At 71.4% G+C, this 14526-nt stretch carries 16 protein-coding genes; 7 read left to right on the top strand and 9 right to left on the bottom strand.

The annotated features are described in order from the left end of the window. Nucleotides 1-17: 17 nt before the first annotated feature. From CW359_RS07560 to CW359_RS07535, 6 genes are all read right to left on the bottom strand, one after another. On the bottom strand, nucleotides 18-833 hold the full coding sequence (locus CW359_RS07560; RefSeq protein WP_105968999.1) for an amidohydrolase family protein: 816 nt from the start codon (nucleotides 831-833) through the stop codon (nucleotides 18-20). Nucleotides 834-849: 16 nt separating this feature from the next. Then, nucleotides 850-2196, bottom strand: coding sequence for an MSMEG_0569 family flavin-dependent oxidoreductase (locus CW359_RS07555; protein ID WP_105968998.1), 1347 nt, complete (start codon nucleotides 2194-2196; stop codon nucleotides 850-852). Beyond that, the gene (locus CW359_RS07550) at nucleotides 2193-2498 is read right to left on the bottom strand and encodes an MSMEG_0570 family nitrogen starvation response protein (RefSeq protein WP_105968997.1); all 306 of its coding nucleotides are present in this window, start codon (nucleotides 2496-2498) and stop codon (nucleotides 2193-2195) included. The genes CW359_RS07555 and CW359_RS07550 overlap by 4 nt, the downstream gene beginning before the upstream one ends. Before the next feature lie 263 nt (nucleotides 2499-2761). Next, nucleotides 2762-3241 (bottom strand): DUF5990 family protein, encoded by a 480-nt coding sequence (locus CW359_RS07545; RefSeq protein WP_105969247.1) that lies wholly within the window; start codon nucleotides 3239-3241, stop codon nucleotides 2762-2764. Between the two features lie 89 nt (nucleotides 3242-3330). Next, a complete protein-coding gene (locus tag CW359_RS07540) occupies nucleotides 3331-3675 on the bottom strand; it encodes an arsenate reductase/protein-tyrosine-phosphatase family protein (protein ID WP_408647461.1) in 345 nt (114 codons plus the stop codon). A gap of 65 nt (nucleotides 3676-3740) precedes the next feature. Beyond that, nucleotides 3741-4526 carry a TSUP family transporter gene (locus CW359_RS07535; protein ID WP_105969246.1) on the bottom strand — a complete coding sequence of 262 codons (786 nt, stop codon included), beginning with the start codon at nucleotides 4524-4526 and terminating at the stop codon, nucleotides 3741-3743. A gap of 206 nt (nucleotides 4527-4732) precedes the next feature. Here CW359_RS07535 and CW359_RS07530 point away from each other — a divergent pair, with 206 nt between their 5' ends. After that, nucleotides 4733-5743, top strand: coding sequence for a Dyp-type peroxidase (locus tag CW359_RS07530; RefSeq protein ID WP_105968995.1), 1011 nt, complete (start codon nucleotides 4733-4735; stop codon nucleotides 5741-5743). 46 nt (nucleotides 5744-5789) lie between these two features. Beyond that, nucleotides 5790-6398 (top strand): type 1 glutamine amidotransferase family protein, encoded by a 609-nt coding sequence (locus tag CW359_RS07525; protein WP_105968994.1) that lies wholly within the window; start codon nucleotides 5790-5792, stop codon nucleotides 6396-6398. Between the two features lie 18 nt (nucleotides 6399-6416). On the opposite strand, the gene CW359_RS07520 is transcribed toward CW359_RS07525, so the two are convergent. After that, a complete protein-coding gene (locus CW359_RS07520) occupies nucleotides 6417-7667 on the bottom strand; it encodes an ROK family protein (protein ID WP_105968993.1) in 1251 nt (416 codons plus the stop codon). Nucleotides 7668-7888: 221 nt separating this feature from the next. On the opposite strand from CW359_RS07520, the gene CW359_RS07515 reads away from it, so the two are divergent. Genes CW359_RS07515 through CW359_RS07495 form a run of 5 tightly spaced genes read left to right on the top strand, consistent with a single transcriptional unit; the run spans nucleotide 7889 to nucleotide 13167 of the window. Further along, nucleotides 7889-9235 carry an ABC transporter substrate-binding protein gene (locus CW359_RS07515; RefSeq protein WP_105968992.1) on the top strand — a complete coding sequence of 449 codons (1347 nt, stop codon included), beginning with the start codon at nucleotides 7889-7891 and terminating at the stop codon, nucleotides 9233-9235. After that, entirely contained in the window at nucleotides 9232-10218 is a 987-nt protein-coding gene (locus CW359_RS07510) for a carbohydrate ABC transporter permease (protein WP_105968991.1), read from the top strand. Before CW359_RS07515 ends, CW359_RS07510 begins: the two co-directional genes overlap by 4 nt. Continuing rightward, the gene (locus tag CW359_RS07505; RefSeq protein WP_232838273.1) at nucleotides 10215-11066 is read left to right on the top strand and encodes a carbohydrate ABC transporter permease; all 852 of its coding nucleotides are present in this window, start codon (nucleotides 10215-10217) and stop codon (nucleotides 11064-11066) included. The genes CW359_RS07510 and CW359_RS07505 overlap by 4 nt, the downstream gene beginning before the upstream one ends. A 50-nt stretch (nucleotides 11067-11116) precedes the next feature. Further along, entirely contained in the window at nucleotides 11117-12151 is a 1035-nt protein-coding gene (locus CW359_RS07500) for a Gfo/Idh/MocA family protein (RefSeq protein WP_105968990.1), read from the top strand. Continuing rightward, nucleotides 12148-13167, top strand: a complete 1020-nt coding sequence (locus CW359_RS07495; RefSeq protein WP_105968989.1) for a Gfo/Idh/MocA family protein — start codon at nucleotides 12148-12150, stop codon at nucleotides 13165-13167. Before CW359_RS07500 ends, CW359_RS07495 begins: the two co-directional genes overlap by 4 nt. Before the next feature lie 12 nt (nucleotides 13168-13179). On the opposite strand, the gene CW359_RS07490 is transcribed toward CW359_RS07495, so the two are convergent. Then, nucleotides 13180-13692 carry a hypothetical protein gene (locus CW359_RS07490; RefSeq protein WP_105968988.1) on the bottom strand — a complete coding sequence of 171 codons (513 nt, stop codon included), beginning with the start codon at nucleotides 13690-13692 and terminating at the stop codon, nucleotides 13180-13182. Further along, nucleotides 13692-14519 (bottom strand): ABC transporter ATP-binding protein, encoded by an 828-nt coding sequence (locus tag CW359_RS07485; RefSeq protein WP_105968987.1) that lies wholly within the window; start codon nucleotides 14517-14519, stop codon nucleotides 13692-13694. The genes CW359_RS07490 and CW359_RS07485 overlap by 1 nt, the downstream gene beginning before the upstream one ends. Between the last annotated feature and the right edge of the window lie 7 nt (nucleotides 14520-14526).

The raw sequence follows: 14526 nt of genomic DNA, 5'->3' as shown, positions 1-14526 counted from the left end.
GTCGAGGGTGGGTGGGGTCAGTCGTAGAGCGCGGCGAACGTGTCCCGGAAGACGAGTTCGCCGAGTTCGCCGCCGCCGGTCGCTTCGGCGAGGCGGGCGTACTCGCCCGTGAAGTCGCCCCACGGCTGGTCGCTGGCGAAGAGCACCCGGTCGTGGCCGATGCCGCGGCGCTCGATCTCCTGGGCCAGCCAGCGGGGTGTGAAGCCGATGGCCCAGGAGAGGTCGGTGTAGACGCGCTTGCCGGCGGTGATCCAGTCGAAGAACCGGGAGCCGACGAGCTTGATGTGGCCGCTCATCCCGCCGCCGAAGTGCACGAGATGGACGGGGACCTGGTCCGCGTACCAGTCGACGAGGTGGCCGACCTCGTCGATGTCGGAGGCGGCACCGGGCGAGGTGTGGACGTGGACGACCAGGTTGTTCTGCTCGGCCACCTGGAAGATGCGGTCCAGCATCGGGCGGCAGGCCGGGTCGGTCGGGCGTCCGCCGAGCAGGAAGCTCAACTTCAGGGCCTTCACGCCCCGTTCGCCCGCCAGGGCGAGGGCGCGTGCGGTGCGGTGTTCGTCCTCGGGGCGTGGGGAGACCCAGAGGCCGGCCCGGATGCGGTCGTCGGTCTGGGCGGCCTCGATCGCCAACTCGTTGAAGGAGAAGGCGAGATCGGGGTCGGGGACGCCGTAGTTGGGGATGACCAGGGCGCGTTCGGTGCCCTCGGCGTCGAGGTCGGTGATGAGCTGCTTGACGGTGGCGCGGGCGGTGGTGTCGGGGTTGACGGGCGGTCCGCCGTAGAAGGGGTAGGCGGGCAGGACACCGATGTGGCGGTGTGCGTCGAAGACCATGGGCTGGGTGCCTCCTTCAGCCGATGGGGAGTGCGGAGGCGAGTTCGCTGGGGGCGCCGGTGAGGGTGCCGCAGACGTCGGCCATCCGGCGCGAGACGTCGATGTGGTTGGCGAGGAACTCGGCGTCCCTGCCCACCGCTTCGAAGCGTCCGGAGCCCCAGGAGTACTGCCAGGGCAGGCCGAGGAAGTACAGGCCGGGGGTGCTGGTCGCGCCCCGCCAGTGCATGGGGTAGCCGCGGCCGTCGAACGCGGGTATCTCGACCCAGCGGTGGTCGCGGGTGAACCCGGTGGACCAGACGACGGAGGTGATGCCGGCCGCCGCCAGGTCCAGGGAGGACGCCTGTTCGGAGGGCTCCCACACGGGTACGTAGCGAGGCTCCTCGGGGGCGTCGATCCCCTGTGCGGTGATGTGGGCGTCGATGCCGTCCTTGATGCCCTCGGCGACGGCGTCCGCCCGGTCGAGGTTGACCTTGAGATCGTCGGCGAACTCCAGGCGCGTACGGTCGAAACCGTCGGCATCGCCGGTGCCGGTGCCGGTGATGCCCGTGAGCCGCCCGTGCAGCCGCATTCCGTCGCGGGCGAAGGCACGCAGGTCGATGTCACGGCCGCCGTCGCGACCGGTGACGTAGTGGTTGACCCGCATCCGGACGGCGCCCGCGTCGTCGAACTCGTCGATGCCCCTGCCGTAGTGGCCCATGTCGTCGAGCCAGGCGACACAGTCCCGGCCCCGGTAGAAGCGGGCGACGCGGGGTGCGCTGCCGACGGCCAGATGGACCTGGCGGCCGGCGAGGTGGAGGTCCTCGGCGATCTGGCAGCCGGACTGTCCGGTGCCGACCACCAGGACTGCGCCCTCGGGGAGTTGGCCGGGGTTGCGGTAGCGGGAGGAGTGGAGCTGCTCGACGCCCGCGGGCAGCCGTTCGGCCATCCTCGGGACGGACGGGGTGTGGTAGGGCCCGGCGGCCACGACGACCTGGTCGGCGGTGAACTCGCCCTCGCTGGTGGACAGTTCGAAGACACCGCCGACGCCTCGGCGCAGTCCGGTGACGGAGACGCCCTCGATCAGCGGGGGTCGGAAGAAGGCGACGTACCCCTCCAGATACCGGATGATCTCGTCGCGGACCATGAAGCCGTCGGGGTCGTCGCCCTGGTAGGGGTAACCGGGCAGTTTGCACTGCCAGTTGGGCGTGACCAGACAGAAGGAGTCCCAGCGGCGCTCACGCCACTCGTGGCCGACCCGGTTCCGCTCGACGACGACGTGCTCGATACCGCGCTCGCGCAGGCAGTAGCTGACCGACAGACCGGCCTGGCCGCCGCCGACGACCGCCACGGGGTAGTGGGCCCCGGCGAGCCCGGGCGCGCTCACCGGACGCTCCCGTCGGCGTTGCTCAGTGCCTCGACGGCGACCTCGGCCCCGTCGAGGGATGCGTACGCGGCGGCGGTCAGCTCAAGCTGCGCCAACTGGTCGGAGGCGCCGGTGCAGGCGAATCCGTACTTCTCGCGCACCCGGTCGCTCGCGATTCCGAGCGCTGTCCGGCTGCGCTCCAGGAAGTCGCCGAGTTCGTAGACTCCGCCGGGGGTGAGGTAGTGCTCGATTACCGTGGAGGGCGAATAGCAGCGCTGGGTCTCTCCGTCGGGCCAGCGCACATGGAAATACAGCTCAGGCATGAAATCCTCCATGCGAGGCGCCGAGGTTCGGTCACCTCGCCGCTGCTTCTGACGACCACTTCAGCCAGCGTGAATTACCGAACGGCGTCATCCGGAATAAAGCGGAGTTACGTAGTTCTCACGCCAAGTGCCGTTGCAGGGGCGCCGAGTTACCTGTGAGGCAAATCGAATGCGCGGAGTGCAGTGCTGCCTTGGAGAAGGGTACTTGCCGCGCTGCTCAAGGCTTTTCGAACCGGCATGCCAATTCATGGAGATTCAGCAGGTTAAACGGGGCTGGCGGGTTCGGCGGTCCAGGTGATGCGCGGCGGTACGACCCGTGCGCACAGGGGTCCGCCGCGTGCGTCGGTCAGTCCGAGGCGGCCCACGAGCAGACCGGTGGACGCGGCGGCGTCGAGTACGTCGGCGGGCACGGCGTCGAGCATCAGCTTGGCGCGGCGGAACATCGTGAAGGTGCCGGAGCCGTCGACGCTGCCCCAGGAGAGGTAGATGAACCGGCCTCCGGGACGGCCCTGCACGTAGGGGCCCTTGACGTCGGTGCCGTCGGGTGAGGCCGCCGTGGTGCACTCCAGGGTCCAGGTCGCCGTGGCGGCGTCGCCGGGCTTGAGGCCGAGGAGTTCGGCCGGACGGTCCCGGCGTTGCACGGCGACGTGGATGTCTCGGTAGGCCGAGGCGTCGTCGCCGGGGAACGCTCCGGGTGGGCAGGTGCGGCCGGGAAGGTCGACGGCGTCGATACGGATGCGCATGTCGGACATCATCCGTGCGGGGCGCCGCTCGGACCAGTTCCCGGTGCGGGTGCGGCTGCGCGTGTCCGGCCGCCGTTCGTCTCGCGTGGTCAGTGCCGGGCCGGGACTCCGAGGTCGTCGAGAAGGCCGCGGACGCGGCGCTCGATGTCGTCGCGGATGGGGCGGACGTCGTCGACGGTGCGGCCCGCCGGGTCGTCCAGGGTCCAGTCGAGGTAGCGCTTGCCGGGGAAGACGGGGCAGGTGTCGCCGCAGCCCATGGTGACGCAGACGTCCGACTCCTTGACCGCGTCCACGGTGAGCGTCTTCGGGACCTCGGCGGAGATGTCGATGCCGACCTGGACACAGACGAACAGCACGGAGGGCTTGTCGGACATCAGAGGCCCCTCGTGTCTCAGGTGTCTCACGACGGCATCGGGTGCGAATGATGTCAGCACCCGCTGGTGCCGGTCACCTCGCCGAGACGGAGGCGTGCGGCGAGACCGTCACCGGGACGGGTCTGTCAGCGCAGTGACTGGACGGCGTACAGAACGCCCAGGGCGGCGGCCAGGGTGCCGAGCATCAGGCGCAACGCCGTCTCGGGCAGCCGAGGTTGGAGGTGCGCGCCGAGGTAACCGCCCACCAGCCCGCCGAGGCCGCAGGCCAGGCCCAGGTACCAGTCCGGCGCGATGTCTCCGGAGCCGGTGAGGGAGAGCAGGGCGAAGGCCGCCGCACCCACCGAGGAGGTCGCGAAGGTCGAGGCCAGGGCGGCCGGCGCGACCTGGGTGACGGGCATGCCGCGGCCGACCAGGATCGGTCCGACGATGGAGCCGCCGCCGATGCCGTAGATCCCGCCGACGATTCCCACGACCAGCGCCAGACCGGTGACGGTGCGAGGCGAGGGCGGCGCTGCCGGGAGCTGCCGGGCGGGCTTCCGCAACGTACGCGCGATGAGCCACAGGCCGAGCGGCAGCAGCAGACAGGCGACCAGCAGGCGGAAGATCCCCGCCCCGGGAACCGCGAAGACCCGCACCACGGCGCCGATGACCACGCCCGGCAGGGTGCCCGCCACCAGTCGGCGGGTCAGCGGACCGTACAGCGTGCCCTCGCGGCGGTAGCGGAGCAGGGCACCAGGTCCGGCCACGACGTTGAACAACAGGTTCGTGGGCGTGACCGCGGGGCTGGGGACACCGAACACGCTCAACTGGACCGGCAGCAGGAACACCGCGCCCGAGACCCCCACCGGTGCGGTCACCGCCGCGATCAACAGACCGGCGGTCAGCCCGGCGAGCATCATCGACCAGGTCACCACGGCCCCCGAATCTTGAACGTCCGCCAAGTATCACCGCGGGAACGATGTGCTCCGGCACGCGCCACCCGGCCGGTGCGGAGGTCCGCTTCGCGCCCCCAGGCGTCCACCGGCCAGGGAGCGGATCATCGATGACAGCGCGAGGGAGCGGTCTCCGGTGAGAGGCTGATCGGGTCCGCTCGCCCTGTTCGCCGAAGGATTGGGGAATGTCCGTGCCCGAGCCGCAACCCGTCCCGCAGTCGGTACTGAGCCCGCTCACCAACTCCGCCGTCTTCCTGGTCGTGACCGTCGACCCCGGCGGCGAACCGGTCGTACGGGAACTGCTGACCGACCTCTCCGGTCTGGTGCGGGCCGTCGGGTTCCGCAGCCCGGAGGGCGAGCTGACCTGCGTCGCCGGTATCGGTTCCGACGCCTGGGACCGGCTGTTCACCGGCCCCAGGCCCGCCGAACTGCACCCCTTCCGGGAGGTCGTCGGCGCCGCGCACACCGCGCCGGCCACCCCGGGCGACCTGCTCTTCCACCTCAAGGCCCGGCAGCCGGACCTCTGCTTCGAGCTGGCCACGCAGCTGATGGACCGGCTGCGCGGCGCGGTCACCGTCCGCGACGAGGTGGCGGGGTTCAAGTACTTCGACGAACGCGATCTGCTCGGCTTCGTCGACGGCACCGAGAACCCCACCGGGCCCGCCGCGAACACCGCCGTCGTCATCGGCGACGCCGATCCGGACCAGGACCCGGACTTCACCGGCGGCAGCTATGTCATCGTGCAGAAGTACCTGCACGACCTGCCGTCGTGGAACGCGCTCCCGGTCGAGGCTCAGGAGCGCGCGGTCGGCCGCCACAAGCTCTCCGACATCGAGCTGCCCGACGACGTCAAGCCCGCCGACTCGCACGTCGCGCTCACCTCGATCACCGACCCGGACGGCACGGAACGCGAGATCCTGCGCAGCAACATGCCCTTCGGGGCGCCCGGGCGCGGGGAGTTCGGCACGTACTTCATCGGCTACTCCAGCACCCCGTCGGTCATCGAGCGGATGCTGGAGAACATGTTCATCGGCGATCCGCCGGGCAGCCACGACCGGCTGCTCGACTTCTCCACGGCGGTCACCGGCACGCTCTTCCACGTACCGACCGCCGACTTCCTCGACGACCCGCCGCCCGCCCCGGAACCGGCGGTCCGCGACCGGTCCGCCGACGGTTTCCAGACCGCGGGACAATAGACAGCCGTACGAATCTCGCAGGGAGAGAAGGGAGAGAGGGGCTGTGATGCGGGTAGCCGTGGTCACTTTCGACGGGTTCAACGAACTCGACAGTTTCATCGCCTCCGCGCTGATCAACCGCTGCCGCAAGGACGGTCTGGAGGCCTTCATCACGACGCCGACGCCGGTCGTCACGTCGATGAACGGCGTCGAGGTGACCGGGCAGCGGCCGATGGAGTTCGTGGCCGAGGCCGAGGTCGTGCTGATCGGCAGCGGGGTGAAGGCACGCGAGGTGGTCGCCGACGACCGGCTGATCGCCCGGCTGCCGCTCGATCCCGCACGGCAGTTGATCGGTTCGCAGTGCTCCGGCGCGCTGGTGCTCGCCCGGCTCGGTCTGCTCGGTGACATGCCCGCCTGTACGGACCGGACGAGCCGCCCCTTCGTCGAGGCCCATGGCGTCACCGTGCTCGACGCGCCCTTCCACGCGGAGGGGAACATCGCCACGGCGGGCGGCTGCCTGGCCTCGCAGTACCTCGCCACCTGGGTGATCACCCGCACCCTCGGCGAGGCCGCCGCGCGAGGCGTCCTCGACTACGTGGCTCCGGTGGGCGAGAACGAGCAGAACGTGGAGCGCGCCCTGCGTGCCGTCCGGGCGGGTGAGGCCGCCCTGCGCTGAGGCCGTCCGTGCGAGGTGTTACGAGTGCTCCGCGAGCGTGCCCCGTGCGGCGAGGCTGGTCGGCCGGGTGCGGAGCACCTCCTCGACCGACGAGAGGGCGAACCGCACCGCGCCGGTGATCACGGCCTCGTCGCCCAGCGCGGACAGCCGCCACTGCGGCAGGTCGACGAGCAGACTGGCCGCCTCCTCCTCGGCCGCCCCGAGGAGGAGTTCCGCCGCCGGGAGCAGCCCGGGCACGGGGAAGAGGCTGGTGCCGAGCACGACCAGGGCCGGGTCCAGCGCGAGCAGCACCGGGGCGATCCCGGCGGCCAGTCTCCGGCCGTACGAGGTGATGGCCGCGACCGCTTCCGGGTCGCCGGAGGCCGCGCCGCCCACGATGCCCGTGCCCTCCCGACCCGCGCTGTCCGGGACCAGGGGTTCCAGTCCGGGCTGTGCCGAGGTGCTGCCGGGGAAGCGGATGAAGCCGATCTCGCCTGCCGCGCCCCGGTGCCCGCGCAGCAGCCGCCCGCCGGTGATGACTCCGGCGCCGAGGCGTTCGCCGAGCAGGACGAAGACCATCTCGTCGGCGGCGCCGCCGACCCCGCGCCACTGCTCGCCGAGTGCGGCGAGGTTGGCGTCGTTCTCCACGGCCACCGGGCAGCCGAGGGCGTCGCCGAGGACGGTGACGATGTCCGCCTCGGCCCAGCCCCGGAGGTTGTCGGCCTGCCGGATACGGGAGTTGCTCCGGTTCACCAGTCCGGGCGTGCCCACCGTCGCGGCCCACACCTGGCGGGCGTCGGCCCCCGAGCCGTCAACAGCGCGCTGTACTACGGCGGTTACCGCACGGGCGCGGGCCGAGCCGCTCAAGTCGGCGCGCACCGCCCTGCGTTCGACGGCGACCGTCCTGCCGTCGAGGTCGGCCACGCAGGCGCTCACCGAGCGGGCCCGTACGTCCACGCCGACGACGAAGCCCGCGTGCGGGCGGAAGCGGAACCGGCGGGCCGGGCGGCCGGGCGAGCGCTGGCCCCGGGCGGAGACGGCCGGGGCGACCTCGATGAGGCCGCAGTCGGTGAGTTCCTCGACGATCGCCTCGACCGTGGGCCGGGAGAGCCTGGTCGCCTCGACCAGTGCGGCGAGCCGGGGGTGCGGGTCCGTGGTGCGGACGGCGGCGAGAACGGCCGCCGCGTTCGTGGCCCGCAGGTCGCCGACGCCCACCACCGCCGGGAGTTCACGCCCGGGAGCGGACGGCTCCGGCAGTCCGCCGAGCGGCCACCACGTCTGCGGGACCAATGATCAACCTCCTGAACAGCGGGGAACATCGAGGCACATCGGGGACCGGCACCGACCGTCCCGACGATAACAATCCAGCCGTGAGTGCTTGACGCGGACCGGACCCACTCTGATTATAAAACGCAACTGCGTTATCGAACTAGGGCGCATGTCTCCCCCGGTGCCCTGACTTTCCTCTTCTCTCCCTCGGCTTCCCCGTCCCGTCATGCCCAGGAGACCTCATGAGATCCATGAGCCACAGTCCGTCGTCCCTGTCCAGACGTACGTTCCTCACGGCCACCGGTGCGATCGGTGCCGTGGCGCTCACCGCGTGCAGTGAGCTGACCCCGGGCGCCTCGTCGTCCGACAAGAGCAGCACCGGCCCCTTCTCCACCGCCGTACCGGCCGACAAGATCACGCTGGTGGTCGCGGACGCCGACGACACCACCATGACCCCGGGTCTGCTCGACGCCTTCCGGGAGCAGCACCCCAACATCACCGTCAAGCGCCAGTACACGGGCTGGGACGACTATCTCAAGAGCATCAACACCACCATGTCGGCGGACACGGCCCCCGACATCGCCCAGTTCACGTCAGGCATGCAGAACCTCGTCCCCGGCCGGCTGCTGCTCAAGGTCGGCGAGTACGGGAAGGCGTACGGCTGGGCGACGAAGTTCCCCGGCCTGGACCAGATCACCCTCACCCCGGACGGCAAGACCGTCGGCACCGGCGACCTCTACGGGGTGGGCGCGGGCCTGTCCTTCGAGGGCGTCTACTACAACAAGGCCAAGGCGAACGAGCTGGGCCTGACCACTCCCCCGGCCACCCTCGCGGACCTGGAGGCGCTGTTCGCCAAGGCCAGGGCGGCCGGTGAGACCGCGCTGGTCGCCGGGAATCTGGACGGCGGGCTCAACCACCCCTTCAACGTGCTGCTCTCGGCCTATCTGACCCCGAAGGACCGCGAGGCGTGGGCCTTCGGTCATCGGAGCGCCACCATCGTGCTGCCCGAGGCGAAGACGGCGGCCGAGACGCTGCTGCGCTGGGTGGACAAGGGGTACGTCACGCCGAAGGTCAACGGCGTCAGCGACAACGACGCCACCGCCGCGTTCGCCAAGGGCGAGGGGGTCTTCCGGATCAGCGGCAACTGGGCGGCGGCTGCGGTGGCCAAGGGCCTTGGTGACCGGGCGGGTTACTTCAACATGCCGCCGGTCACGGCGGGCGGAAAGGTTCGCACCACCGGCGCCGGGGTGTACTACTGCGTGTCCAGCAAGTCGAAGAACGCCGCGGCAGCCGCTGCCTTCCTCGACTTCGCGGCGAGCGCGCGGGCCGCCGCCGTCACCGCCAAGGCGGGCTTCATGGCGCCGGACGCGGGCGCGATGCCGAGCCAGACGGGTCTGCTGGGCGATGTCCAGTCGGGCTGGGAGACGATCGTCAAGGACGCCGGGCTGCAGCCGTTCATCCAGAACTCCTCCACCCCGACGATGGGCGACACCCTCACCACCCAGCTCCAGCTGCTGGTCGGCGGAAAGGTCACCCCGGAGAAGTTCCTGGCCGGGCTACAGTCGGACTTCGAGAACTACCACAAATGACCACTGCCGACCGGCGGCTGACCGCCGAGCCCGCCCGCGCCCTCGCCGCCCCGCGCCCGACGAAACCCGGGCCGGACCGCGCCGGGCGCGGGGGCCGCCGTACGGCACGGTCCGGCCGCCGCCGACGCCGGACCGTGGCGTTGCTGTACCTGCTGCCGGCCCTGCTCCCCTACACCCTGTTCTCCGTCCTGCCGTTGCTGCACACCGCCTACCTCTCGTTCTTCGACTGGGACGGGGTGACGCTCCCGTCCTTCGTCGGCCTCGACAACTACGGCCGGATCGGCAGCGATCCGCAGCTGCGCGCCGCCGCCTGGCACGCGGGCGCGCTGATCCTCTTCTTCTCCGTGCTGCCGATCTGTGTCGGCCTGGTCGCGGCGGCGCTCGTGTCCCGGCGGGCCGGGCGCCGGGGCACCGGGCTGGTCCGGACGGTGCTGTTCCTGCCGCAGGTCATCCCGCTGGTCGCGGTCGGCATCCTCTGGCGCTGGGTGTACGCCGAGGACGGCATCCTCAACCAGGCTTTGCGGGCAGTCGGGTTGGGCGGACTCGCCGACGCCTGGCTGGGCAGCTTCACCTGGGCGCTGCCCGCCGTCGGGCTGATCGGGACCTGGGTCGTGTCGGGCCTGTGCATGGTGCTGTTCCTGTCCGGCACCCAGCGCATCGACCAGGAGATCTACGAGGCGGCCCGGATGGACGGGGCGGGCCCGGTAAGGGAGTTCTGGTCGATCACCGTCCCGCTGCTGCGCCCCGAGTTCGCGGTGGCGCTGTCGATCACCGTGATCGCGGCCCTGTCCAGCTTCGACCTCATCTACATCACCACCGGCGGCGGCCCGGGCAACAGCACGGTCGTGCCCGGCATCCTCATCTACCGGCTGGCGTTCGGGGGCGGCGCGGTGGGGGTGGCCAGCGCGCTGGCGATCGTCCTGACGGCGGTCATCTCGGTGGCCGTCCTGGTGATCAACCGGCTGTCCAGGGAGGCACCGTGACCACGCTGACCTCAACTGCCGCACCCGCGCGAGCGGTTGCGGGACGGCTGGCGGCGCCCATAGTCCTCGTCCTCTTCATCGCCGCCGTACTCGTGCCGTTCGCCTCCCTGCTGCTGGCGGCGCTCCAGCCCGCGGGCGCCCCGCTGACCGGCTTCGCGCTCCCGGACGGGCTGCACTTCGAGAACTTCTCCCGGGCCTGGTCGGCGGCGGGGTTCGGCACGCTGCTGCGGTCGAGCGTGCTGATCGCGGTGTGCGTGGTGCCGGCCGCGGTGGTGTGCGCGACGCTCGCCGGCTACGCCCTGGCGACGCTCGACGTGCCCGGCCGGGGGCGGTTGTACGCCTATCTGCTGCTCGGCCTGTCCATCCCCACCGAGGGCACGATCATCCCGCTCTACTACGACCTGCGTGCCGTCGGCCTGACGAACACCGTGCCGGGGCTGGCGCTCGCGGAGATCGGCGCGTTCATGCCCTTCGGGGTGTTCTGGATGCGCGCCCACTTCGCGACCATGCCCCGCAGTCTCATCGAGGCGGCCCGGCTGGACGGTGCCTCGTCGTGGGCGACGCTCTGGCGGATCCTGCTGCCCAGCTCCCGCCCGGCGGTGACGACGCTGGGTGTTCTGTACTTCGTGTGGAGCTGGAACCAGTTCCTGCTCCCGCTCATCCTGATCCAGGACCCGTCCCGCCGTACGGCACCGGCCGGACTGGGCTTCTTCACCGGGCAGTTCGGCGTCGACGTACCGCTGCTCGCCGCCGCCACGCTGATCGTGATCGCCCCGGTGGTGCTCGTCTACCTGTTCTTCCAGCGGCACTTCATCAGCGGTGTGCTCAGCGGCGCCCTCAAGGGCTGACCCCGCACCCGGACCGAACACACCGAACACACAGGAGGTCGGAGATTTCCATGGCAGAACTCGAAGTCGCGCTGATCGGCGCGGGCGGCATCGCCCGCGCGCATCTGCCCGCGTGGACGGCGCTCGGCGCGCGGGTACGCCTCTACGCGCCCGACGACCGGGCCCCCGCCCTGGCCCGCGAGTTCGGCGCGACCTCGGTGGGCTCGCTGAGCGAGGCGCTCGACGGGGCCGCGGTGGTGGACGTGTGCACCCCGACCGACACCCACCGGGAGGTCACGCTCGCCGCCGTGGCGGCCGGGGCGCACGTCCTGTGCGAGAAGCCCCTCGCGCTCGGCGCGACGGAGGCGACGGAGATGGCCGACGCGGCGGAGGCCGCCGGGGTGCGGCTGTACCCGGGGCATGTCGTACGTTTCTTCCCCGCGTACGCCCGGCTGCGCGACCTCGTCGCAGGGGGCGCCCTGGGCCGGGTGGCCGTGGCCCGGTTCACCCGCACCGGCCGCTACCCGACCTGGAGCGGCTGGTTCGCCGACCCGGCGCGTTCCGGCGGGATCCTGACGGACCAGATGATCCACGACATGGACATCGCCCGCTGGCTCTTCGGCGACGTCGTCCGCGTCCACGCCGCCCAGCAGGGGCACCTCACCGCCCCGGCACCGGAGGGCGCGGTAGCCACCGGCACGGCCGTGCTCACCCATGCGAGCGGCACGATCTCCCAGGTCGTCGGGGTGTGGGGGCCGCCCGCGACACCGTTCCGTACCACGTTCCAGGTGTCGGGCACCGGTGGCACCGTCCAGCACGACTCGCTGGCGCATCTGGATCTGCGGATCACGGGTGCCGTGTCCGGCGGCCCGGCGGAGGGCATCCCGGCCGGGGACTTCGGGGAGTCGCCGTACGTCACCCAGATCCGCGAGTTCGCGGCGGCGTTCGCGGGCGGTCCCGAACCCCGGGTGAGCGGCCGGGACGGGGTGACGGCCGTCCGCATCGCCGAGGCGGCGGCCGAGTCGGCGCGCACCGGACGGGCCGTGGAACTCGCGCCGGGAACAACTGGCTCAACCACCGTCGCCACGAAGGGAATCGAGCAGTGAGAGTCGCCGTACTGTCCTTCGCCCATCTGCACGCCGCGACCTACATCGGGCTGCTGCGGGACCGCGAGGGCATCGAACTGATCACCGCCGACCCGGAGGCCCCGCCCGGCGACCCCACCCGTGGCCGCGCCCTCGCCGAACGGCTCGGCGTCGCCTACGCCGACACCTGGGACGAGGTGTTCGCCCAACGCCCCGACGCCGTCATCGTCACCAGCGAGAACGCCCGGCACCGGCACCTGGTCGAACGGGCCGCCGCGAGCGGGGCGCACGTCCTGTGCGAGAAGCCCCTCGCGACGACGGAGGCGGACGCGACGGCCATGATCGACGCCTGCGCTGATGCCGGGGTGCGGTTGATGACCGCCTATCCCGTACGGTTCAGCCCCGCCTTCACCGCCCTGCGCCGGGCCTTCGCCGAGGGCTCGCTCGGCGGGCTGATCAGTGTCCATGGCGCCAACAACGGCTCGAATCCGGCCCGTTCGCATGCCTGGTTCGCCGACCCGGAGCTGGCGGGCGGCGGCGCGCTGGCCGACCACACCGTCCATGTCGCCGACCTGGTGGACGCGTTGCTGGACGGCGAGCAGGCGGCGGAGGTGTACGCGCAGGCGAACAGCGTCCTCGACGACGGCGGTCCGACGCCCGAGGTGGAGACGGCGGGGCTGGTCACCATCCGGTACCCCGGCGGGCTGGTCACCGCCGTGGACGCCAGTTGGAGTCATCCGCCGGACCACCCGACGTGGGGCGGGCTCGCGATGACCTGCGTCGCCGAGAAGGCGATCGTGGAGTTCGACGCCTTCCCGCCGCTGCTCGGCGGCTTCGACTCCCGTACCGGGCGCGGCCGTTGGGAGGCGGGCGGGGTGGATCTGGACGCCGCGATGCTCGACGAGTTCCTCGACGCCGTACGCACCGGGCGGCGCCCCTCCCCCGACGGCGAGGCGGGTCTGCGTACCCTGCGGATCGTGCTGGCGGCCTACGAGTCGCTGCGCACCGGCCAGCCGGTCGCACTGCCGACCGGGTAGGGCCCGCCGGGGCTACGCGGCTCTCAGCAGGATGTCCCGCATGGACCCCCACCCGAACTTGTCCTCCCGGCTGGACAGTTCGGCCACCTCGCGCAGGATCGGCCCGAGGTCGATCCCGGCCGTGCGGGCGTCCGCGCACAGATCCCGCAGCGCGAGCAGTTCGTCGCGGGTGTCGTTGCCCTGGTCGACGGCGGACATGTGCAGCAGGCGCCACCGGAAGCCCTCGGGGGTGGGTTCGACGGGGAGGTGTACGGCCCAACGGAAGTTGGTGTAGCGGGAGAAGAGCCCGCGCACGGACGCACGGAGCACTTCGTCGCCCTGTGCGTAGACGGCGATCAGGGCGCGCAGCGCTGCCTCGGCCTCCGTCCGGACGCCCGCCTCGTCCATGGCGGCCGGTCGCTGCCGCATCTTGTCCGCCCAGTCGGGATCGCTGGTGTCCACCGGCCGCTCGGCGATGGGCCGGACGGCCGCGTCGACCAGGGCGACCTGCTCCTCGATGCTGTCGATGTCGTCGATCGTGGTCATCAACTCCGTGTCTTCGCGGGCTCGGGGGCCCGGTCCACCACCCCTGCGTCCGTGTCCCCGCTCCGGTACTTCGCCCGCTGGATCTGCTCGTAGACATGGGCGCGGAGTTCGGCGAAGCGGGGGCTGGAGCGGGTGTGCAACTGGTCGCGTTCGTCGGGGAGGTCGATGGTGAGGTCCTCCTGTACGACGGTCGGCGACTTGGACAGGATGACAGTGCGCTGGCCGAGATAGACGGCCTCGTCGATGTCGTGGGTGACGAACAGGACGGTGACGCCGAGTTCGCGCCACAACTCCCGGATCAGATCCTCCAGTTCGGCGCGGGTCTGCGCGTCGACGGCCGCGAAGGGCTCGTCCATGAGCAGCACCTTCGGCTCGTACGCGACCGCGCGGGCGATGGCGACGCGCTGCTGCATGCCTCCGGACAGCTGCCAGGGGTAGGCCTCGTGGGCGTCGGCGAGCCCGACCACCTCCAGTGCGTGGTCCACCAACTCCCGCTCGCGTGCCTTGCCGAGCTTCTTGCGGCGCAGCGGCAGGGCGACGTTGTCGCGGACGTTCATCCAGGCGAACAGGGAGCGGCCGTACTCCTGGAAGACGACGGCCATGCCCGGCGGGGGTCCGTCGACGGGCTTTCCCTCCAGGAGCACTTGGCCGCTGGTGGGGTCGAGCAGTCCCGCCATGCACTTGAGCAGGGTGGTCTTGCCGCAGCCCGACGGCCCGACCAGGCACACGAGTTCGCCCGCGCCGATGTGGAAGGTCAGGTTCCTGAGGGCCTCGACCTCGCGGTTCCGGCCGGTGTAGATCTTCTGGAGGTTGCGTACGTCGAGCATCGACGGC

The sequence above is a fragment of the Streptomyces geranii genome (assembly GCF_002954775.1).
GTDB classification, from domain to species: Bacteria; Actinomycetota; Actinomycetes; order Streptomycetales; family Streptomycetaceae; genus Streptomyces; species Streptomyces geranii.
The sequence above is the reverse complement of the archived record's forward strand: the minus strand, read 5'-3'. Positions and strand labels throughout refer to the sequence as shown.